This is a genomic window from Paraburkholderia sp. J69-1, assembly GCF_905220255.1.
Lineage (GTDB): Bacteria > Pseudomonadota > Gammaproteobacteria > Burkholderiales > Burkholderiaceae > Paraburkholderia.
This window is the reverse complement of sequence record NZ_CAJMZG010000032.1, coordinates 41,622-60,815: the sequence shown is the minus strand read 5'-3', so window position 1 is coordinate 60,815 and position 19,194 is coordinate 41,622. Positions and strand designations below refer to the sequence as shown.

At 61.0% G+C, this 19,194-nt stretch carries 16 protein-coding genes; 10 read left to right on the top strand and 6 right to left on the bottom strand.

Annotated elements, in window-relative coordinates:
• Positions 1–56: 56 nt before the first annotated feature.
• Positions 57–938 (bottom strand): LysR family transcriptional regulator, encoded by an 882-nt coding sequence (locus U5A67_RS37605; RefSeq protein ID WP_321818378.1) that lies wholly within the window; start codon positions 936–938, stop codon positions 57–59.
• A gap of 105 nt (positions 939–1,043) precedes the next feature.
• Between U5A67_RS37605 and U5A67_RS37600 the strand changes: the two genes are divergently transcribed.
• Both U5A67_RS37600 and U5A67_RS37595 read left to right on the top strand, forming a co-directional pair.
• A complete protein-coding gene (locus U5A67_RS37600; RefSeq protein WP_321818377.1) occupies positions 1,044–1,805 on the top strand; it encodes a glutamine amidotransferase in 762 nt (253 codons plus the stop codon).
• Between the two features lie 57 nt (positions 1,806–1,862).
• Complete coding sequence (locus tag U5A67_RS37595; protein WP_321818376.1) at positions 1,863–2,552, top strand: aspartate/glutamate racemase family protein; 690 nt, start codon at positions 1,863–1,865, stop codon at positions 2,550–2,552.
• A gap of 372 nt (positions 2,553–2,924) precedes the next feature.
• Here the strand turns inward: U5A67_RS37595 and U5A67_RS37590 are convergent, their stop codons facing one another.
• Positions 2,925–3,854, bottom strand: a complete 930-nt coding sequence (locus U5A67_RS37590) for a LysR family transcriptional regulator (RefSeq protein WP_321818375.1) — start codon at positions 3,852–3,854, stop codon at positions 2,925–2,927.
• Positions 3,855–3,932: 78 nt separating this feature from the next.
• On the opposite strand from U5A67_RS37590, the gene U5A67_RS37585 reads away from it, so the two are divergent.
• Positions 3,933–4,943, top strand: a complete 1,011-nt coding sequence (locus U5A67_RS37585) for a quinone oxidoreductase (protein ID WP_321818374.1) — start codon at positions 3,933–3,935, stop codon at positions 4,941–4,943.
• 612 nt (positions 4,944–5,555) lie between these two features.
• Here the strand turns inward: U5A67_RS37585 and U5A67_RS37580 are convergent.
• Genes U5A67_RS37580 through acnA form a run of 3 tightly spaced genes read right to left on the bottom strand, consistent with a single transcriptional unit; the run spans position 5,556 to position 9,891 of the window.
• A complete protein-coding gene (locus tag U5A67_RS37580; RefSeq protein ID WP_321818373.1) occupies positions 5,556–6,290 on the bottom strand; it encodes an ABC transporter substrate-binding protein in 735 nt (244 codons plus the stop codon).
• A 36-nt stretch (positions 6,291–6,326) separates the two neighbouring features.
• Positions 6,327–7,220, bottom strand: a complete 894-nt coding sequence (locus tag U5A67_RS37575) for a GntR family transcriptional regulator (protein WP_321818372.1) — start codon at positions 7,218–7,220, stop codon at positions 6,327–6,329.
• Between the two features lie 34 nt (positions 7,221–7,254).
• A complete protein-coding gene (acnA, locus tag U5A67_RS37570; protein WP_321818371.1) occupies positions 7,255–9,891 on the bottom strand; it encodes an aconitate hydratase AcnA in 2,637 nt (878 codons plus the stop codon).
• A gap of 256 nt (positions 9,892–10,147) precedes the next feature.
• Here acnA and U5A67_RS37565 point away from each other — a divergent pair, with 256 nt between their 5' ends.
• The 3 genes from U5A67_RS37565 (at position 10,148) to U5A67_RS37555 (ending at position 13,907) form a co-directional block, all read left to right on the top strand.
• Positions 10,148–11,209, top strand: coding sequence for a lactonase family protein (locus U5A67_RS37565; RefSeq protein WP_321818370.1), 1,062 nt, complete (start codon positions 10,148–10,150; stop codon positions 11,207–11,209).
• 66 nt (positions 11,210–11,275) lie between these two features.
• On the top strand, positions 11,276–12,604 hold the full coding sequence (locus U5A67_RS37560) for an MFS transporter (protein WP_321818369.1): 1,329 nt from the start codon (positions 11,276–11,278) through the stop codon (positions 12,602–12,604).
• A 67-nt stretch (positions 12,605–12,671) separates the two neighbouring features.
• Positions 12,672–13,907 carry a porin gene (locus U5A67_RS37555; protein WP_321818368.1) on the top strand — a complete coding sequence of 412 codons (1,236 nt, stop codon included), beginning with the start codon at positions 12,672–12,674 and terminating at the stop codon, positions 13,905–13,907.
• A 294-nt stretch (positions 13,908–14,201) separates the two neighbouring features.
• Here U5A67_RS37555 and U5A67_RS37550 read toward each other — a convergent pair whose 3' ends face one another.
• On the bottom strand, positions 14,202–14,918 hold the full coding sequence (locus tag U5A67_RS37550; RefSeq protein WP_321818383.1) for an IclR family transcriptional regulator: 717 nt from the start codon (positions 14,916–14,918) through the stop codon (positions 14,202–14,204).
• Between the two features lie 195 nt (positions 14,919–15,113).
• Here U5A67_RS37550 and U5A67_RS37545 point away from each other — a divergent pair, with 195 nt between their 5' ends.
• The 4 genes from U5A67_RS37545 (at position 15,114) to U5A67_RS37530 (ending at position 19,189) form a co-directional block, all read left to right on the top strand.
• The gene (locus tag U5A67_RS37545; protein ID WP_321818367.1) at positions 15,114–15,815 is read left to right on the top strand and encodes an RraA family protein; all 702 of its coding nucleotides are present in this window, start codon (positions 15,114–15,116) and stop codon (positions 15,813–15,815) included.
• The gene (locus tag U5A67_RS37540) at positions 15,815–16,765 is read left to right on the top strand and encodes a hydroxyacid dehydrogenase (protein ID WP_321818366.1); all 951 of its coding nucleotides are present in this window, start codon (positions 15,815–15,817) and stop codon (positions 16,763–16,765) included. The genes U5A67_RS37545 and U5A67_RS37540 overlap by 1 nt, the downstream gene beginning before the upstream one ends.
• Before the next feature lie 25 nt (positions 16,766–16,790).
• The gene (locus U5A67_RS37535; protein ID WP_321818365.1) at positions 16,791–17,720 is read left to right on the top strand and encodes an SMP-30/gluconolactonase/LRE family protein; all 930 of its coding nucleotides are present in this window, start codon (positions 16,791–16,793) and stop codon (positions 17,718–17,720) included.
• Between the two features lie 92 nt (positions 17,721–17,812).
• Complete coding sequence (locus U5A67_RS37530; protein ID WP_321818364.1) at positions 17,813–19,189, top strand: MFS transporter; 1,377 nt, start codon at positions 17,813–17,815, stop codon at positions 19,187–19,189.
• Positions 19,190–19,194 lie beyond the last annotated feature (5 nt).

The following is a 19,194-nucleotide window of genomic DNA, read 5'->3' as shown; positions in this document are numbered from 1 at the left end:
CCATGAAGAGTCGCTTGCCCTACCGAGGGATACGACTCAAAGGCAACCCGTTTCGGTCATTCAACACCAGTACGATTGATACAGACTTCTTCGCGGAGAGCATCGAGCGCAACGGATCTGTGACCGATAGGCCAAACCAGATGCGTCCGAACACGTGCAACCCTTGAAGGAAGCTCGAGGATCTTAACGAGAGTCTCCGCATGCATTGCTTTGAGGACCGAGCGTGGAACGATGGCGACCCCGGACCCTGCCGCCACGCATGCCACGATTGCGTGGTACGAAGCAAGCTCAAGCACGCGCTCCGGGTGCACGTCGCACGCCTTAAGCCAGTCGTCAAGGATTCGACGATAGGAGCAACCAACGGCGAACGCGATAATCGTGCATCCGTAGAGATGCTTCGCTGACTTGATGTGCTCGGACCTGTTTGGGGCGATAAGAACCAATTCTTCTGAGAACGCCTCCTCAGTTTCCAGATCAGTCCCGTTGAACGGCTCCGAGATGAATGCGGCCTCGACGTCGTAACGGTGCACACGACTGATTAACGCCGTGGTCGTACCCGTGACCAGGTCGATATGTACATCGGGGAAGTGTTCGTGATATCGAGAAAGGAAAGGTGGCAACCGCGCCGCTGCGGTGCTCTCCAGCGTCCCGATACGCAATGTGCCCGACGGCGTTCCCTTCTTCAGCGCTGACTCAGCTTCCGAAGCGATGCGGAGCAATTGCTCCGCATAGACGAGTAGCAAACGGCCCTCGGGCGACAGGACAAGTCTCGTTCCCTGTTTTCGAAACAACGCCACACCCAGCCGCTCTTCCAGATTTTTCACCCGCGTGGTGATGTTTGATTGCACCCGATTCAGATGTGCCGCGGCCTTAGTAACACCACCAAAATCGACGACAGCTTTGAATACTTCAAGCGAGTCCAGATCCAAATTTCTCATTTCAAGAATCCTTTTTCTGAATTATTCATTTTTCAGGATGCCTTGGTCAAGCTAGACTCTTTGATCATCGAGCCAACACGCCCTTGATTTCACTAGCCTTTTGTAATGACTCCGACCCCTATACTCATCCTGCAAGTTGGCACCCCTCCCGATGAAGTCCGCTCAAACGTCGGCGATCTATCAGACTGGTTTTGTCTCGCGCTGGGAAAGCAGTCTATTGAGGTGGAGATTGTTCGCGTTTTCGAAGGCGAGCACTTGCCTCCACCGGACGCCAACCGTGTCGCGATAATTACGGGTTCGTGGGCGCACGTCACCGAGCGCCTGAAGTGGAGTGAAGACACTGCGCAGTGGATTCGTGAGGCGATGAAAATCAACATGCCGCTGTTCGGTGTGTGCTACGGCCATCAACTGATAGCTCATGCTCTAGGCGGTGTCGTCGATTTCCATCCTGATGGGCGTGAAGTCGGTTGCCACGCGATCAATCTGTTGCCAGCAGCAGAAAGTGACCCACTCCTGATCGACTTGCCTACGCAGTTTGCGGCGCATCTGACCCACCTCCAGACAATCGTCAAATTGCCCCAAGGTGCTGAAGTGCTTGCTTACTCGGCTCACGACCGACACCAAATCGTTCGCTATGGGCCAAACGCTGTCTCAACCCAGTTTCATCCCGAATTCACCCCAACGATTGCGGAAAAATGCATTCGTCTACGCGCCGACGTGTTGGCATCTGAAGGGCGGAGCGCGGATGCACTCGTTGATGATCTGGTAGATGCGAAGGATGCTAGGCATCTGCTGAATCGATTCGTCGAATTGGCCCTCCAGACTCGGGGCGCGGAAGTCATGTACAGAGACGCTTCCGGTGTGTGATCACATTTCATCTGAAACCAACGCTGTGCAGACTGACTCACCATCAAAGGAAGGAAAATGCGGAAAATCGGATTGATCGGCGGCATGAGTTGCGAAGCGACGGCCGTCTACTATCGGCAGATCAATCAACTGGTGAAGAATCGCTTAGGCGGCTTGCACCAGGCAGAACTGTTGCTTTACTCGGTCGACTTTCAAAAGATTGTCGAAATGCAGCAGGCCGGACGCTGGGATGAGGCTGGGGAATACTTGGCGAGTATCGGGCGCACACTGGAGCGCGCTGGCGCTGACTGCCTGTTGATCTGTGCGGTCACGATGCATCTCGTAGCGCCCCCCGTCGAATCGGCGGTAAGCATTCCGCTGATTCACGTTATCGACGAGACCGCGAAGCACTTGCAAGCGGCAAACTGCAAGCGCCCGTTCTTGATCGCTACGCGTTACACGATGGAACACGGCTACTATCATGAGCGCATGAAGCGGCACGGCATTGACGTGATAGTCCCCGATGCGGACGGCCGAACGCAAGTGCACAAGATCATTTTTAATGAACTCTGTGCTGGCTCGGTGCAGGATAGCTCGCGCCAAACCTTGAACGAACTCATCAACAAGGCAAAGGCTGAAGGTGCTGATTCCGTGATTTTTGGATGCACAGAAATCTGTTTGATTCTCGACGCAGACAAACTCGAGCTACCAGGTTTCGACTCGACTGCGATTCATGCCGAAGCAGCGACTATGTTCGCTCTGGCTTGAGCCTCGCCAAATTAGCTCCAGCGATGTTCGAAACTTCAAAAGCGGCATCGTCTCCCTAAGCGTGAAAGGCCGTTGCGCAGTAGCGAGCGGACGATGTAGCTCAATGGACAAGTGACGGTAATGGGTCGTACTCTGCCGGTCGCCACGCTTCGATGCAGCGTCGCCTCATGAGCGACGCATCTGGCGGTCCTCGGCCACTTTCGGACTTGCACTTTCAGGCGTGGAAAGACATTCAGGCGGCAGATCCACAGCCGAAAGTAGCCGCTCGCTGTCCGGTTTCCTCGACGACAGCTGCCAATAGCGAGTTCTGCAGCTCGCCCCGTCCGGGCGAACATTGGTGCGCAGGCACGCGCCGACGCAGACAACAGACGGCTATTCTGCCACTGACGCTGAAGTATCCGACGACAATTCTGAGGTTTTCCCAATTAGATCGGCAACCATCTCGGCAATTAGCCGCACACGGGGGGAACGCCTTACGTCCGGATGCATCACTAGCCATAACGGTCGGACGATCGGACAAACATGATTCGATATCAGACGAAGCGCCGGATCTTGCGCAGCCAGAAAACACGGAAGCACGGCCACCCCTAGCCCCGCTTTGGCCGCAGGCAATAAAGCGGCAAGATCATTGCTTCGGAATACGAATCGGCGTTCTCCGGCGAACTGTTTGAGCCAGCGCTGCTGGGGTACCTGACTGAGATGCTCGTCATAGCCAAGGAACTCCCATTCCGACTCAGGCCGTTCTTGATACCCGCTCACGGCGTAGAGGCCATAACCCATTTCGCCGACGCGTCTCGCGGCCAGACCTGAGGCTGTTGGCCTGGACATGCGAATCGCCAGATCCGCCTCTCCGCGAGACAGACTCGCATCACGTGACTCTCCCATCACCTCGAGATCGATGTTTGGCCATTGGGCACGCATTGCGGATAGACGTGGCACCAGAAGATGACTCGCCAGCACAGGCGGCGCAGACAATCGAACTGTTCCGCTCAAGGACGATATGCCCGCGGCAGCGCGGGAAAATGCCTGCGCTTCGGCGTCAAGACACGTTGCTTGCCGGGCGAGCGCGTCTCCCTCTGCGGTAAGCGTCCAGCCTTTCGGCAAACGATCAAACAGCCTGAGGCCCAGTGACTGCTCTAGCGCCTCGACCCTGCGGGCAACTGTCGAATGCTCTACGCAGAGCTTACGCGCCGCCCCCGAGAGACTTCCGGTTCGCGCCAGTTCGAGGAAATAGCGGATGTCGTCCCATTGCAGACGCGGGCTTTCAAGCCCGGCCTTGCCTGTGTTTTTTTGCACACTCATTGTCGATTTATGCGGAATTGTTCGGAGCTTCCTCTCAGTGCACCATGAGCTTGCCAGATCAAACATCACGAGGAAAGCATGCCTTCCATAGCCATACCCGGGACATCGCCGCTTCCTGCGGTCGAACTCGCCATTACGCAGCACGGCGACGCGTCGGCGCTAAAGCTGCACGAGACCACGCTCCCAGCGCCCGCACCCGGCGAGGTGCGCATCCGCCAGACGGCTATCGGTGTCAATTTCGTCGATATCTACCACCGCTCGGGCCTCTACCCGCTGCCAGCACTTCCCGCCGTGCTGGGCGTTGAAGCCGCGGGCGTCATCGACGCGATTGGCGAAGGCGTCGAATCGCTGCACACTGGCCAGCGCGTCGCCTACGCCGGTCCGCCAGTCGGCAGCTATGCCAGCGCGCGCAATATTTCTGCGGCTCGCGTGCTCCCGTTGCCTGACGACATTGACGACGACACGGCCGCCAGTCTGCTGCTGCGAGGTATTACCGCGCACATGCTGACTTCCCTCGTCTATAGCGTCAGAGCCGGCGACACGGTTTTGGTCCATGCCGCCGCCGGCGGACTCGGACTTGTTGTGACGCAATGGGCGAAAGCATTGGGCGCGCGTGTCATCGGCACCGCGGGCTCGAAAGAGAAGGCGGAACTGGCGAAGGAGTTTGGTCTGGACGATGTGATTCTTTACCGCCAACAGAACTTCACTACCGCCGTTCACGCATTGACCGGTGGCCGTGGCGTTGATTACGCCATCGACGGTATCGGGGGAAAGACGCTCATCGAGACGCTCGGGGCCGTGCGTCCATTTGGAATGGTCGCCAGCGTCGGTCAGGTCGACGGTGATCCCGGGCCGATCGACCTGTCTCTGCTCGGCCCCGCCCGTTCGATTGCGCTTTCGCGTCCGAGCGTGTTCCGCTTCATTGCCGATCCGTCGCGTTATCGCAAAGCGGGACTGGCCACATTCCAACGCGTGCAAAGCGGTCTGAGAGCGCAGATCGGGACCGTTCTACCGCTGGCCGAAGCAGGCGAAGCGCAGCGTCAGTTGGAAGCAGGCAAAGCAAACGGCTCGATCATTTTGCGCCCATGATGCTCTGTGCGCAGAGTGGGGACTTGATACTAAGCCGGGTTCGTGACAGCGCCGACTCAGATCCGGGGCAAGTGCGAAGTTGAGAGTCCCAATGCCGTGAGTATGGTATGGAGTCGGGCTGTGTAGTCTCGACGGCGCCATCGATGCGTTGGGCGACATGCACCATGGCCAAAGCCGGCACGAGCGGCGACACTCCGCCGCCCGGGTCATCGATGCGCACGATGAACGCTTCGGCGCGGTAGTCGTCGAGCCCGTCATACAGTCGGTGGATCTCGCAGTGCGCGAGCGCGTAGATTGCCCCTTCGGCCACCTCAGCGCGCCAGCCGTGCCTCTACACGGCCCCGCTCCCTTTAGGAAGTAGTGGACTTGATGGCTGTGGCCACGGTCCCTACTTCCAACTCATCAACGGTCATGGGAAACCGGTTCCCCCATTGGCTGCTCCGGGTCGTTTTATGCCTTTCGCATGAAGGCCTGCACCCGAGGCGATCGACGTGTCTGGTCGTGGGTCGGTAGCCGGCCAGAAACAGCCGGGCATGTCTCGGAAACGGGTGACATTCGAACGGCCGCTTCGCCGGGTGAAAGCTGTCACACTCCGGGGCCTCGCATAGGCATTCAAGCCGCCGGGGCCACCGAAGCGCCTTCGATGCCATGTCGCGCAAGCGCGTCGGCGACGAATCCCGATGCTTTCTTTTGCTCCACGAAATCCGCGAGCAAAGCGGCAGCCTGCTCACCCCGGCTCCTAGCGACGCCCATCGCCTGACGAATCACCATGAAACGCTGGTCCAGAAGACGCAAACCAACCACCTTGCTCGCATCGGCCTGCAGTTGCTGTTTGACCCCTGCAGCCACCTCCAGCCCTTGCTGAATGAAGGTCTGCACCACTGCTGGCGACGTTGGCGCGCGCACGATCTGCGCCGCCTTCAATTCGCGCGTGAGGAAGAGGTCATAGGCGCTTCCCTTGCCAACGGCCACGCGATGATTGGCCGTATCCACGTCGGCGTTGGTGCGAACGGGCGAATCCTCGCGCACGAGATAGAACCCTTCGATCAGCACGTAAGGCGCGGTGAACGCGATCGTCTCACCACGCTTGGGATCCACCGCGAAAAAACCGAAATCCGCGCGTTCGTCGCTCACTGCCTCGACGGACTTGCCGGCCGCATCGAACACCACGAGTTCGAGCGGCAAACCCAGATACGCCGCAAAATCACGCGCGAGATCCACAGATACGCCAAACGGCTCGCCCGTGGCGGAATCGCGATTAGCAAGAATCGGATTGCCGAGATTGATGGAAGCGCGCAGGACGCCCGTGGGTGCAAAGGCTTTGATGACAGCGGAATCGATATTCATGGATTGATGTGTGCGACGCCACGTGCCGGGCGTCTATTACGGTTCAAAAATTTCGCGGATATTCGACAGCGCATCGAGCGTATGCAGCAAATGCTGACGCAGTTCCTCGGAGGCGTCCTCGTTGCGTTCCTGTTCGAGCAGTTCGAGCACGTAAAGATGCTGCTTCGCATGCTCGACGTAACGTTCGCGATGCTGCATCGAACGATAGGACAGCAGGCGCCGCACACGATTCACGCGCCGGATCGTGTCGATGAAAAAGCTGTTTCCCGAAGCCTCGACCAGCGATTCGTGAAATCGCACGCCGCGTTCGTGGAGTTGATCTGCAGTATCGGTCTCGATGCCGCCTGCCAGCAGGTGCTTTTCGACCTCCCGGCAGCGTTCGAGCACCTTGCGATCAAGCTTGTAACCCGGTTCAAGCAATGCCGCCGGCTCCAGCGCAAGACGCAGGCGGTACGACTTCAGCAGACTGTCTGGCGTTGTGAGCATCGGCGAAAACTCCCAGCCGTAACCGGGTTTGCGTTCGGCCCATCCCTCCTGCGCAATGCGCCCGAGCACGGCCGTCAACTGTCCCGTCGTCAGGCTATAGCGCGTACGGATCAGTTGCTCGGAAAACGTATCGGGCAACTGACCTTTGAGCCGGTCATCCGCGATCTGGAAATACACGCGGGTGACGAGATCGGTTTCGGAAAGACCCAGCTCTTCCACTACGTCGGACAATGACTCGATCACCGGACGCGCCACGAAAAACCCGCGATTCTTCTCGCGCCTGAGCACGCCTTTCTCGTGCAGCAGCGCGAGCGCTTCATTCACGGGCGAGCGCGACACGCGCAGGCGGTCGGCGAGCATCTGCGCGGGCAGATGCGCGCCGGCCTCCATGCCTTCGGTGCGGATCAGGTCGAGTATCTGGGTCGCAATGGATTGGTCGATCATTTCATTCAGCTATTCCCGCAACGCGGGGCGTCGCTCAATGGCTCCCGGTTGCGAGTGTGTTTTGCAGGATCAGCGGAATCACGCCGCCCGAGCGCAGCAATCGGCATTCAAGCTGCGTTTCCACGGCCGCGCGCACCGCGATCGATTCGATGCGGCCGTCGGCGCGCACGATCCTGACCGGCACCGCGCAGCGCGGGGAGATCGTCGCGGCATCCGCCTGGACGTCGAGCATATCACCCGGCCCAAGGGCGAGCGTATCCGGATGCGTGCCAGGCGCGAAGCGCAGCGGCAGAATCCCCATGCCGATGAGGTTCGAGCGATGGATGCGCTCGAAGCTCGCAGCCAGCACGGCGCGAATACCCAGCAGGCGCTGGCCCTTCGCGGCCCAGTCGCGCGATGAGCCGGTACCGTAGCGCTCGCCCGCGACCAGCACGACCGCGTCGCCCGCATCGGCATAACGCTGCGCGGCTTCGAAGATCGGCAGCACGTCGCCGCTCGGCACATGCAGGGTGTGTGCGACCGGCATGCCCGCTTTCAGGCGGTTGACCAGCGTCTTGCTGTAGAACGCCGCCCGCATCATCACTTCCCAGTTGCCGCGCCGCGACGCGAACACGTTCAGATCGTCGCGATCATCGCCGCGCGAGACGAGGAAATCGGCGACGAAGCTGTCTTTCGGGATCGCACTCGCCGGGGAAATATGATCGGTCGTGATGTCGTCGCCGAGCACCAGCAGCGGATAGGCGCGATAGTGCCCGAGCTGGCTGCCCTGATCAGCGGCGGCAAAGGGCGGACGACGCAAGGCCGTCGATTGCTCATCCCACGGAAAGCGCGCGGACGAAGGCGCTTCCAGATCGTGCCACGCGGGATTGCGGCTGGCCACCGCAAACGCGCGCGGATAGTCCTGCGGTTCAGCCGATTGCGCCACCAGCGCGGCCACCTCCTCACGCGTGGGCCACAGATCGCGCAGAAAGACCGGCGTGCCATCGGCGGCAATCTGGACCGGCTCGCGGCTCAGATCGATTTCGGCATTGCCTGCCAGCGCGAACGCGATTACGAGCGGCGGCGACATGATGAAACCCAAGTCGAGATCCGGATGGATACGGCCTGCGAAATTGCGGTTGCCGGACAACATGGCGACCGGATAGATGCGCCCTTCGGCCTGCGCCGCGCGCACACTTTGCGTGAGCGGCCCGGAATTGCCGATGCAGGTCGTGCAACCATAGCCGACGATATCGAAGCCCACGGCCGCCAGATCGTCGGTCAGGCCCACGCGCGCCAGATAGTTCGCGGCGGCGGGCGATCCTGGCGCCAGCGACGTCTTGATCCACGCGGGCACGCTCAGGCCTTTCAAGCGCGCCTTGCGTGCGACCAGCCCCGCCGCGATCAGCAAAGCGGGATCGGACGTATTTGTGCAACTCGTGATCGCGGCGATCGCCACCGGATGTCGCGGCATATCGGCGTCGGGCGTTTTAGGCGTAAATTCCAATTTCGCCAGCGCGGCAGGCAGCGCCGTGTAATCGAGCAGATCCTGCGGCCGACGCGGACCGGCCACATGCATGCCGATGCTCGCAAGATCGATCTCGATCGTGCGCGTGTAGCGCGGCGTGGCGTGCGGGTCGAACCAGAGACCCGCCGCGCGCGTGAACGCCTCGACCAGCGCGATGGATTCTTCGCTGCGATTCGTCGTGCGCAGATAGTCCAGCGTGTGGCTATCGACGGGGAAAAAGCCGGTTGACGCGCCATATTCCGGCGCCATGTTCGCAACGACCGCGCGCTCGCCCGCACTGAGCGTTTCGACACCGGGACCAAAGAATTCGACGAACTCACCCGCGACGCCAATCGCACGCAGGCGTTGCGTGACCGTCAGCGCCAGATCCGTAGCCAGCGCGCCCGGCTTGAGCGCGCCCGTAAGATGCACGCCGATCACGTCGGGAATGCGCTGCATCACCGGCATGCCGAACATCACCGTCTGCGCTTCGAGTCCTCCCACGCCCCAACCCAGCACGCCGATGCCGTTGATCATCGGCGTGTGGCTGTCAGTGCCGATCATTGTGTCGGGCACGGCCCAGCTTTCACGCTCACCGCCACCATCGCGCTCGACCCGAGTCACGACGGTCGCCAGTTGCTCCAGATTTATCGTGTGCATGATGCCCGTGCCCGGCGGATGAATGCGCACGCCCGTGAGCGATTGCGACGCCCAGCGCAGGAAACGATAACGCTCGCCGTTGCGGCGCAGTTCCAGCGCGAGATTTTTCGGCGCGGCCTCGCGTTCGCCGAAATACTCGACCGCAAGCGAATGATCCACCGACGAATCCACCGGCAGCACCGGATTGAGCGCGGCCGGATCCGCGCCTGCTTCGGCAAGCGCATCGCGCATCGCGGCGATATCGACCAGTGCGGGCGTGCTCGTCGTGTCGTGCATCAGCACACGATTGGGCTGATAGGCGATTTCGTGCTCGCTCGTGCCCTGCGTGCGCCACGCAAGGATCGCGTCGATGGCCGCGCGGCGCTCGTCGCCTTCCGTGTTGCGGATCACGTTTTCGAGCAGCAGACGCAGCACGACGGGCAGTTCGGCAAGTTGCGCGCCGAACATCGCCGGCAGGTCGACGTATCGCAGGCGGGCACCAGCAACGTCGAGGTGACCGGTCAGTAGGGTGTCAGTGTTTTCCATGACTGTATTTTTGCACTTTTCCAGGCAAAAATGCAATCATAGTGAAAACCCCAAACATAACAATCCGGAGACAACCATGGAAAAGAGCGGCGGCGACGCATGGCGCGCGCCCTTCGATTCGCGGCGCCGCAAGCTCATGCAGGCGGGCGCTTCGCTGGGTGCGCTGGCCCTTTCGGGACTTACCGGCTTTGCGCGCCCGCCGGTCTTTGCCGCAGAAACGGCCTCTGGCCAACGAGATTTAAAAGGAATGAACCCCATGTTTGCTTATGTCGGCTCGCGCACCACGCGTGAACGTAACGCCCGCGGCGATGGCATCAGCGTGTATCAGGTCGATACCCAGACCGGCGCGCTCACCTTCGTCCAACTCGTGAAAGACCTCGTCAACCCGTCGTTCCTTGCGCTTTCGCACGATGGCGAACGGCTTTATACCGTGCATGGCGATCTGAGCGACATCAGCGCGTTCAAGGTCGACAAGACGAGCGGCAAGCTGACGTTTCTGAATCGCCAGAGCACCGAGGGCAAGAACCCCGTGCACCTCGCGATCGACCCGAGCGGGCGTTACGTGGTCGTGTCGAATCACATCGGCGCGAGTCTTGCCGTGCTGCCCATCGCCACCGACGGTTCGCTCGAACCGCTCACGCAACTCGTGCATCTGGACGGCCCCATCGGCCCGCATCGCATCGAGCAGAAGCAGTCGAAGCCGCATTTCAACCCGTTTGGACCTGGCGGCCAGTTCGTGATCGTCCCGGACAAGGGACTCGACCGCACGTTCTCATTCCGTTTCGAAAACGGCACGCTCACGCCCGCCGCTCAACCTTTTGTCGAATCGCGCGAAGGCGCCGGTCCGCGTCATATCGCGTTCCATCCAGGCGGCCAGTACGCGTGGGTTGTCAACGAACTCGACTCCACCGTCACCGCGTATCGATACGACGCAGCCACCGGATCGCTCACGCCATTGCAGGTGCTGTCCAGCCTGCCCGACACCTTTACGGGCAACAGCCGCGCATCGGAAATCGAAGTGGATCGCAGCGGACGCTTCGTCTACGCCTCGAATCGCGGCGACGACAGCATCGCCGTCTTTAGCGTCGATCAGACGAACGGCCATCTGCGGTTCGTTAGTGCGGAGCCGACGCTCGGCGAGACTCCGCGCTTCATGACGAGCACGCCCGACGGCCGCTTCATGTACGCGCTCAACGAAGACAGCGACACCATCGTCGCGTTTGCAATCGACGCCCAGACCGGCCGCCTCGCGCCCACCGGCTTCGTCGAAAAATCGAGCAGCCCGGTCTGCATGCTGTTTTCGACCCATCGGGCCTGATCCGCCCGCATCACATCACTCGCATTTCAGAGGCACGCGGCGGGCGTCCCCCGCCGCAGGAGACATATGCATTCCCCCATCACACCCCTCGACGAACGGGCGGTCGTGCGCAAGATCGCCTGGCGCATCATCCCGTTCGTGTTCGTTCTCTACATCATTTCCTATCTCGATCGCGCCAACATCGGCTATGCGGCGTTGCAGATGAACAAGGAGCTGGCGCTGAGCAGCGAAGCGTTCGGCTTCGTTTCCGGCATTTTCTTCATCGGCTACTTCCTTTTCGAAGTGCCCAGCAATGCCATGCTGGCAAAGTTCGGCGCACGGGTCTGGATCGCCCGGATTCTCGTGACGTGGGGCGCGATCTCGGTCGCATCGGCGTTCGTTCACACCGCGACCCAGCTTTACGTTGTGCGCTTTTTACTGGGTGTCGCCGAGGCAGGTTTCTTTCCCGGCATCATCGTCTACCTCACCTACTGGTTTCGCGCGAAGGAACTGGCCACCACGGTCGCGCTTTTCACCGCGGCAATTCCGGTTTCGTATATCGTGGGCGCGCCGCTGAGCACGTGGATCATGGATCACGTCCAGTGGTTCGCGTGGAGCGGCTGGCGCTGGATGCTCGTGCTGGAGGGCGCGCCTGCCGTGATCGGCGGCATTGTCTGCTTCCTGTTCCTGAGCGACCGCCCCGCCGACGCAAAATGGCTCTCGCCCGCCGAGCGCGAATGGCTGCAAGGACAGCTTGCTGCGGATGCGCGGGCACGGCCGAACGCGCGGCATTTCGGGTCGTTCCGGGCAATGGGCAATCCGAAAGTGCTCTACCTGGCGTTCATCTACTTCGTGTATCAGTGCGGCAGCCTGGGCGTGGGCTACTGGATGCCGCAGATCATCAAGGGATTTTCGACCGCGCTCAGCCATACGCAGATCGGCCTGATTGCGATGATCCCGTACCTCTTCGCGACCATCGTTATGGTGCTGTGGTCCCGACGTTCCGACCGGCGCAACGAGCGGCGGCTGCATTCGGCGATTCCGCTTGGCGTTGCCGCAGTGGCGCTTCTGGGTGCTGGTCTTTCGAACAACCCGTATCTGTCGATCGCGATGATCAGCCTGAGCCTGGCCGGACTTTATGCGTTCAAGTCACCGTTCTGGGCGCTCCCCACGTTGTTTCTGTCTCGCTCCACGGCGGCGATCTCCATTGCAGTGATCAATTCCATCGGAAATCTGGGTGGCTTTGTCGGGCCGTTTGCGATTGGCTATATCAAGGGTACGGGCGCCAGCGCAACGCCTGGGCTGCTGTTTCTCTCCGGGCTGCTGGTGCTCGCGTTTCTGATGACCTTGCTATTGCGCCTCAACGAACACCCGGAACCCGACGCGGCGGCTTCGATGGCCAACTCACATCACTAATCAGTAGCTCCGGCGCTTCTGCGTGAAGCGCCGATCAATAACAATCTGCGTTCTGGAGACATCGCGAATGAAGAAGTCGGCTATTTATTTTGGCATCCTTATTACATGCTCGACATTAACGACGACCAGTCGTGCACAAAGCAGCGTGACGCTTTACGGGGTCATCGACAGCGGCATCAACTATACGAACAACATCCAGAAGGGCAAGACTGCGACGGGCTTCACTGGCGGCCATCAGATCGCCATGATCGAGGGCGGGTCAGCGGGTCTTCAGGGAAGTCGATGGGGGCTCATTGGAAGCGAAGATCTGGGCGCGGGCATGAAAGCGATTTTCCTGCTTGAAAACGGCTTCTACAGCAATAATGGCGCGCTCAATCAGGGAGGTGCATTGTTTGGACGCCAGGCCTATGTCGGCATTAAAAGCGATGTCGGGACGGTCACGCTGGGTCGCCAGTATGATCCCGTCGTCGATCTTTTCCGGCCTTATCTGGCTTCGCCGCAATGGGGTGGCTACATGAGCGCTCACCCCGGCGACCTCGATAACGCCCAGAACACGCGACGCATCAACAATTCGATCAAGTTCCGCAGCGGCACCTGGAACGGACTCACTGTCGAAGCCATCCTGGGGCTTGGCGGCGTAGCTGGCTCTTTGGCACAGAACTCGATCTGGGGCGCGGGTGCATCGTATGCGGCCGGGCCATTTTCAGCAGGCGCGGCTTACCTCAACGTAAGCAACCCGAACACCTCGTTCTTCGGCGCGAATCCGAATGCCGGACCTGCGACGAGCAACAATCTCGGCAGTTTCGGCAGTGCAACCAGCCCCGAATCGAATCCCGTTTTCGCGGGCTATGCATCGGCCGGTCGCCTGGAGATTACCGCTGCCGGTGTTGGATTGACGCTGGGCGCGCTCAATACGAACGTGGCGTATTCAAATACCCGCTTCGACAATCTGGGGTCATCGGCGGGCCCCAACCCGTTGCACTACGCGGATACCGCCGCGTTCAACAACATCGAAGTGAACCTGCAATATCAGATCACGCCGTCCTTGCTCGGAGGCGTTGCGTACGACTACACGCGCAACGGGGGCGCTGGTGGCAAGGAAGGCGCCGATTATCATCTCTTCAGCGCCGGGCTCGACTGGTTCCTCTCCAAGCGAACCGATCTTTACACAATTGCCGTTTTTGAAAAGGCCAGTGGCATTGACTCGACCGGCAGCCACGCGGTTGCCCAGATCACCGGGTTGACTCCGTCATCGACCGACCGGCAGTTGGCGCTACGCGTTGGCATCCGCCATAAGTTCTAGGTCAGTACATGATTCTCCAATCTACCGTTCTGGGGGCGGACGAATCTGTCCTTCGAGCGGCTGTACTACTCTGCTAACAGCCATTGAGCACGTACAGCAGCGATTGGCCGTAACGGGTCGGTTATGACCGTTGCATGAGACGTGGACCCGGGGCAAGCAGCGCGCCCGACCGTGGGACGCAGTGCGGCCAATACCAGCCCGCCGCCAATGTCAGCTCGAACGACTGTTTGGCGGCAGGTTGGAGGCATCGCTCGAGACCGTGGTTGTGTCCCGGCTTCGACGAGCAATCGTCACTCAGAGGCGACCGCCGTACATCCGCTCGCACAAACCCACGCTGGTGCCCAGCTTTCTCGACAATTCTGAGGCGCTTCGCAGCATCTGCGCCGCGACATCCCCGGACGTGCGCGTCGCATCGAGCCGGGAAGCCGGACCCGAGAGCGTCAGCGCCGCCATGAACTTGTCGCCAGCTCCAAAGATCGGCGCTGCAAAAGCCGCCGTATGCTGGTCGCGCGCGCCCGACGTGAAAAGCGGCAACTCCGGCGTCGTATCGAACACCGCTTCACCCAGTCCCCAGAACCGCAGTACCAGACTGATCGCCGTGTCGTCGAGCGGAAACACCGTGCCGGGAAGCCGCGTCTCGCGCAGCCCTTCCGATGGCTCCGCGCGAAACAGGCAAAGCCGCTGTGCATGATCGATGACGTAGTACGATGCGCTCTCTTTCGTCGATGTCGCAAGCGCATGCAGCGCCGGCTCGACCACCGACGACAGATGAAACGACTGCTCGTAGAGCTTGCCCAGATAGAGCACGCGCGGCCCAAGCGAATACGAGCCGCTATCCGAGCGGATCACGTAGTTCATTCGCTCCAGCGAATTCATCAGCCGGTACACGGTCGTCTTGTGCATCCCCGACGCCTGCGACAGCGCGGCGAGCGAAAGCGACTCCGCGCCCGGCTTGAAGATGTCGAGCAGCGATAACGCCTTCTCGACCGACTGCACCCCGTCGTTCCCCATCATCTCCTCCATTTTCCGTTCTGCGATTGTACATCGTACAACTTTTCGCTCTTTTAGTTTTGCTCTGTACAACGCAGTTGTACAGAGCGGAGGGTAAACCTGAATGGCAAGCCAATCCTATGCGCCGTTATAGTGATTTCACTTTGTACACCACTGTTGTACTAGGTACAACACAACAAGAGAGGTTGATTGAACATGAGCGCATCTCCCAACGCCACGCCGTCCATCGTCCGTGAAATCACGCGCGTCTCGCCCGAACTCGTGCAGGCCGCAGCGCAATTCCAGGCGGCCATTCTCGCCGATGTCGCGGGCCGTCGCGGCACGCTGCACGGACGCGTCAAGCCGGTTGCCCCAGGCATGAAAGTGGCCGGCCCGGCCATCACCGTCGAAGTGCGGCAAGGCGACAACCTGGCGATCCACGCAGCGCTAGCCATCGCCCAGCCCGGTGACGTCATTGTGGTCGACGGTAAGGGCGATCTGGCATGCGCGCTCATCGGCGAAATCATGAGTACACAGGCGCAGGAATCTGGCCTTGGCGGTCTGGTGCTCGACGCCGCCGTACGCGACTCTGCCGAGCTGGCACGGAACGGCTTTCCGGTGTTTGCCGCGGGCCTCAATCCGTGCGGTCCAACCAAGAGCGTGGCCGGGCGCGTCAACTATCAGATTTCCGCCGGCGGCGCGACCATCAACCCGGGCGATCTGATCGTCGGCGATGCCGATGGCGTCGTGGTGATTCCGCGCGAAGACGTCGAGCGCATTCTCGTGCTGGCGCAGAAAAAGGTCGATGCCGAAACCGCGCGTATCGCCGCCATCCGCAAGCGCGAAGCCCTGCGTCCGGCATGGCTCGACAAGGAACTGCGCGCCGTGGGCATGCTGGCCGAAGGCGAGGTTCTGTAATGAAGGTCGCAACACAGAAGCCGGTTCTTATCGTCACCGGCACCGATCTCGCATCTGAAGCGCTCGACATGCTGCGCGATTTCGAAGTCGTATATGCCGGCCGAACGCCGACCGAAAGCGACATGATCGCGCTCTGCTCCACGCATCAGCCCACGGCCATCATCGTGCGCTACGGCAAAATCAACGCAGCCGTGATGGACGCTTGCGGCGGCCATCTTCAGGTCATTTCGAAGCACGGCAGCGGTATCGACGTGATCGACCAGAAAGCCGCCGCCGAGCGCGGCGTCGCAGTGCGCGCCGCCGTGGGCGCCAACGCGGCAGCAGTCGCGGAACACACGTGGGCGCTGATTCTCGCGTGTGCAAATTCGGTTCCGCAACTCGACGTGCGTATGCGTGCGGGGCACTGGGACAAGTCCACGCACAAGTCGCTCGAACTCGCGGGCCGCACCATCGGGCTCGTCGGGCTGGGTGCGATCGGCCGACGCGTCGCGGCAGCGGCGCAGGCTTTCGATATGCGTGTTCTTGCGTTCGACCCCTATGCGAAAGAAGCGCCCGCAGGCGTCACACTGGTCGGCCTCGCCGAACTCTTTTCGTCGTCCGACATCGTTTCGCTTCACTGCCCGCTGACCGACGAAAACCGTCGCATGATCAACGCGCAAACACTCGATACGTTCAAACCGGGCGCCATTCTCGTCAACACCGCGCGTGGCGGCCTGATCGACGAACCCGCGCTCGCTCAAGCGCTATCGAGCGGCCAACTGCTCGCCGCTGGCCTCGACAGCTTCGACGTCGAACCGATGCCCTCGCCGCACGTTTTCCAGGGTATTCCGAACGTGATCCTGTCGCCGCACATCGGCGGTGTCAGCGACGCGGCCTACGTGAACATGGGCAAAGGCGCCGCCGCCAATGTGATCGACGTCGTCGATTCGCATGCGCGCAGCGCTGCGTAGTCCTAAGCGAAATTGCAGGTTCGATATGTTCTATCTCAAGCAGCCTGAAGTACGCCACGCCGACGTGTTCACGCGCATGCCCGAACATTTCCGCAAGGCGCACGTGCAGACGGACTGGTCACGTGCGAATCGTGGCGGCCAGCCGACCGACTCCTTTCTCGAAGGCCCGGTCTGGAGTCCTGCGGGGCATCTGTATGTGACCGACATTCCCCACGGCCGCGTGTTTCGAATTTCGGCCGATGGTGCCTGGGAACTCGTCGTCGAATACGACGGCGAGCCGAACGGCATGAAGCTCGTCGATGACGGTCATCTGCTCATCACGGATTACCGCAACGGCCTGATGTTGCTCGACATCGCGCGCGGTGTAGTCACGCCGTATCTCGAACGCCGCAACACCGAGCGATTTCGCGGCGTCAACGACCTGACCTTCGATTCGAAGGGCAACCTGTACTTCACGGATCAGGGGCAAACGGGTCTGCACGATCCAACTGGCCGCGTCTACCGGCTTTCGCCCGAAGGCAAGCTGGACATGCTGCTCGGCAACTGCCCTAGCCCGAATGGTCTCGTGCTCTCGCCCGACGAAAAAGTGCTGTACGTCGCGATGACGCGCGGCAACTGCGTGTGGCGCGTGCCGTTGCAGGCCGATGGTTCAGTCAGCAAGGTGGGCCAGTTTTTCACGTCGTATGGCCCGAGCGGTCCGGACGGCCTGACCATCGACAGCGCCGGACGCCTGTTCGTCGCCAATCCAGGTCTGGGCCGCGCGTGGGCGCTCAACCACCTCGCCGAACCCGAACTGGTTTTGCTCAGCCCGGCGGGCGCATCGCTGACGAACCTCTGTTTCGGCGGCCCGGCCATGAAGACACTGTTCATGACCGAGTCCGTAACCGGCACTGTGCTCAAGGCCGAACTGGATATTGCCGGGCCGCTGCCCAGCCAGGCGCACACCACGCGCTGAGGCGCAACGGCGAACACCGGCAGCGCGCGCCCGCGCCTGCCGGCCACAAGACAACAAGCTGCATCCGACTGAGATGCAACGCAGGAGCGCACATGCAGATTTCCCAGCCCGTCAGCACGGCAAATGCGCCTGCTGTACCTCGCACGCACGAACCAACCGGCACACCCATGTCGGCGGATCAATTCGCCGCCAGCGAGCGCACGCTCGAAAAAGCGTTCCGCCGCATCCTGCCGTTCATTTTCATCTGCTACGTCATCAGCTATCTGGATCGCACCAACGTCGGCTTCGCTGCGCTGACGATGAACAAGGATCTCGGCCTCACCGCGCAGCAATTCGGGTTGGGCGCGGGGCTGTTCTTTATCGGCTATTTTCTGTTTGAAATCCCCAGCAATCTGATCATGCAGAAGGTCGGCGCGCGCATGTGGATCGCGCGCATCATGATCACCTGGGGCGTGATTTCGATGGCGACGGCCTTCGTTGCCGGTCCGAAAAGTTTCGCCGCTGCGCGCTTCATGCTGGGCGTTGCCGAAGCCGGTTTTACGCCGGGCATCTACCTCTATTTCACGCAATGGTTTCCGGGCAAGTGGCGCGCGAAAGTGACAGCCGCATTTCTCGTCGGTATTCCGGTGGCAAACATGATCGGCTCTCCGGTATCGGGTTCGCTGCTGCAACTCGGCGGCGTGCATGGGCTGCGTAGCTGGCAGTGGTTGCTGCTCATCGAAGGACTGCCCGCGATTGCACTGGGCGTCGCCTGCCTCTTCATTCTCGCCGATCGTCCGGAAAAGGCACGCTGGCTGAACCGCGACGAAAAGGACGTGCTCGCGCAGCGTCTCGCGCTGGAACAGCGCAGTATCGCTGGCAAACACGGCTCCAGCCTGCGCGACGCCATGACCAACTGGCGCGTGTTCGTGCTCGCGCTCGTCAACTTCTGCGGCATTGTCGGCTCGATTGGCGTGGGCCTCTGGATGCCGCAGATCATCAAGCAGTTCGGCGTCGACCATGCAGTGATCGGCTGGCTCACGGCGATTCCTTATGCGATTGGCGCCGTGGTGATGCTCGTGTGGGCACGCTTTGCGAATCGCTCGACGCATCGCATTCCGTATGTGGCGGGCGCGCTTTTCATCGCTGCCGTCGCACTGGCGATCAGCACGATGTTCGATACCCCACTGCCCAAACTCATTGCCCTGTGCTTCACGGTGAGCGGCATTCTCGCGTTTCAGGCCACTTACTGGGCCATTCCATCTGGATTTCTGACTGGCCGGGCCGCAGCGGGCGGCATCGCGCTGATCGTTTCCATCGGCAATCTGGGCGGTTTTGTCGGACCGTCGATGATCGGCGCAATCAAGGATCTCTCGGGCGGCTTTACCGCCGCGCTGCTCGCCGTGGCCGCTGTGCTGCTGGCTGGCGCGCTGACGATCGCCTGGCTTGGCGACCCCAGCGCTGGCGTGGGAGAAGAGCCGCACGCCTGAACCCG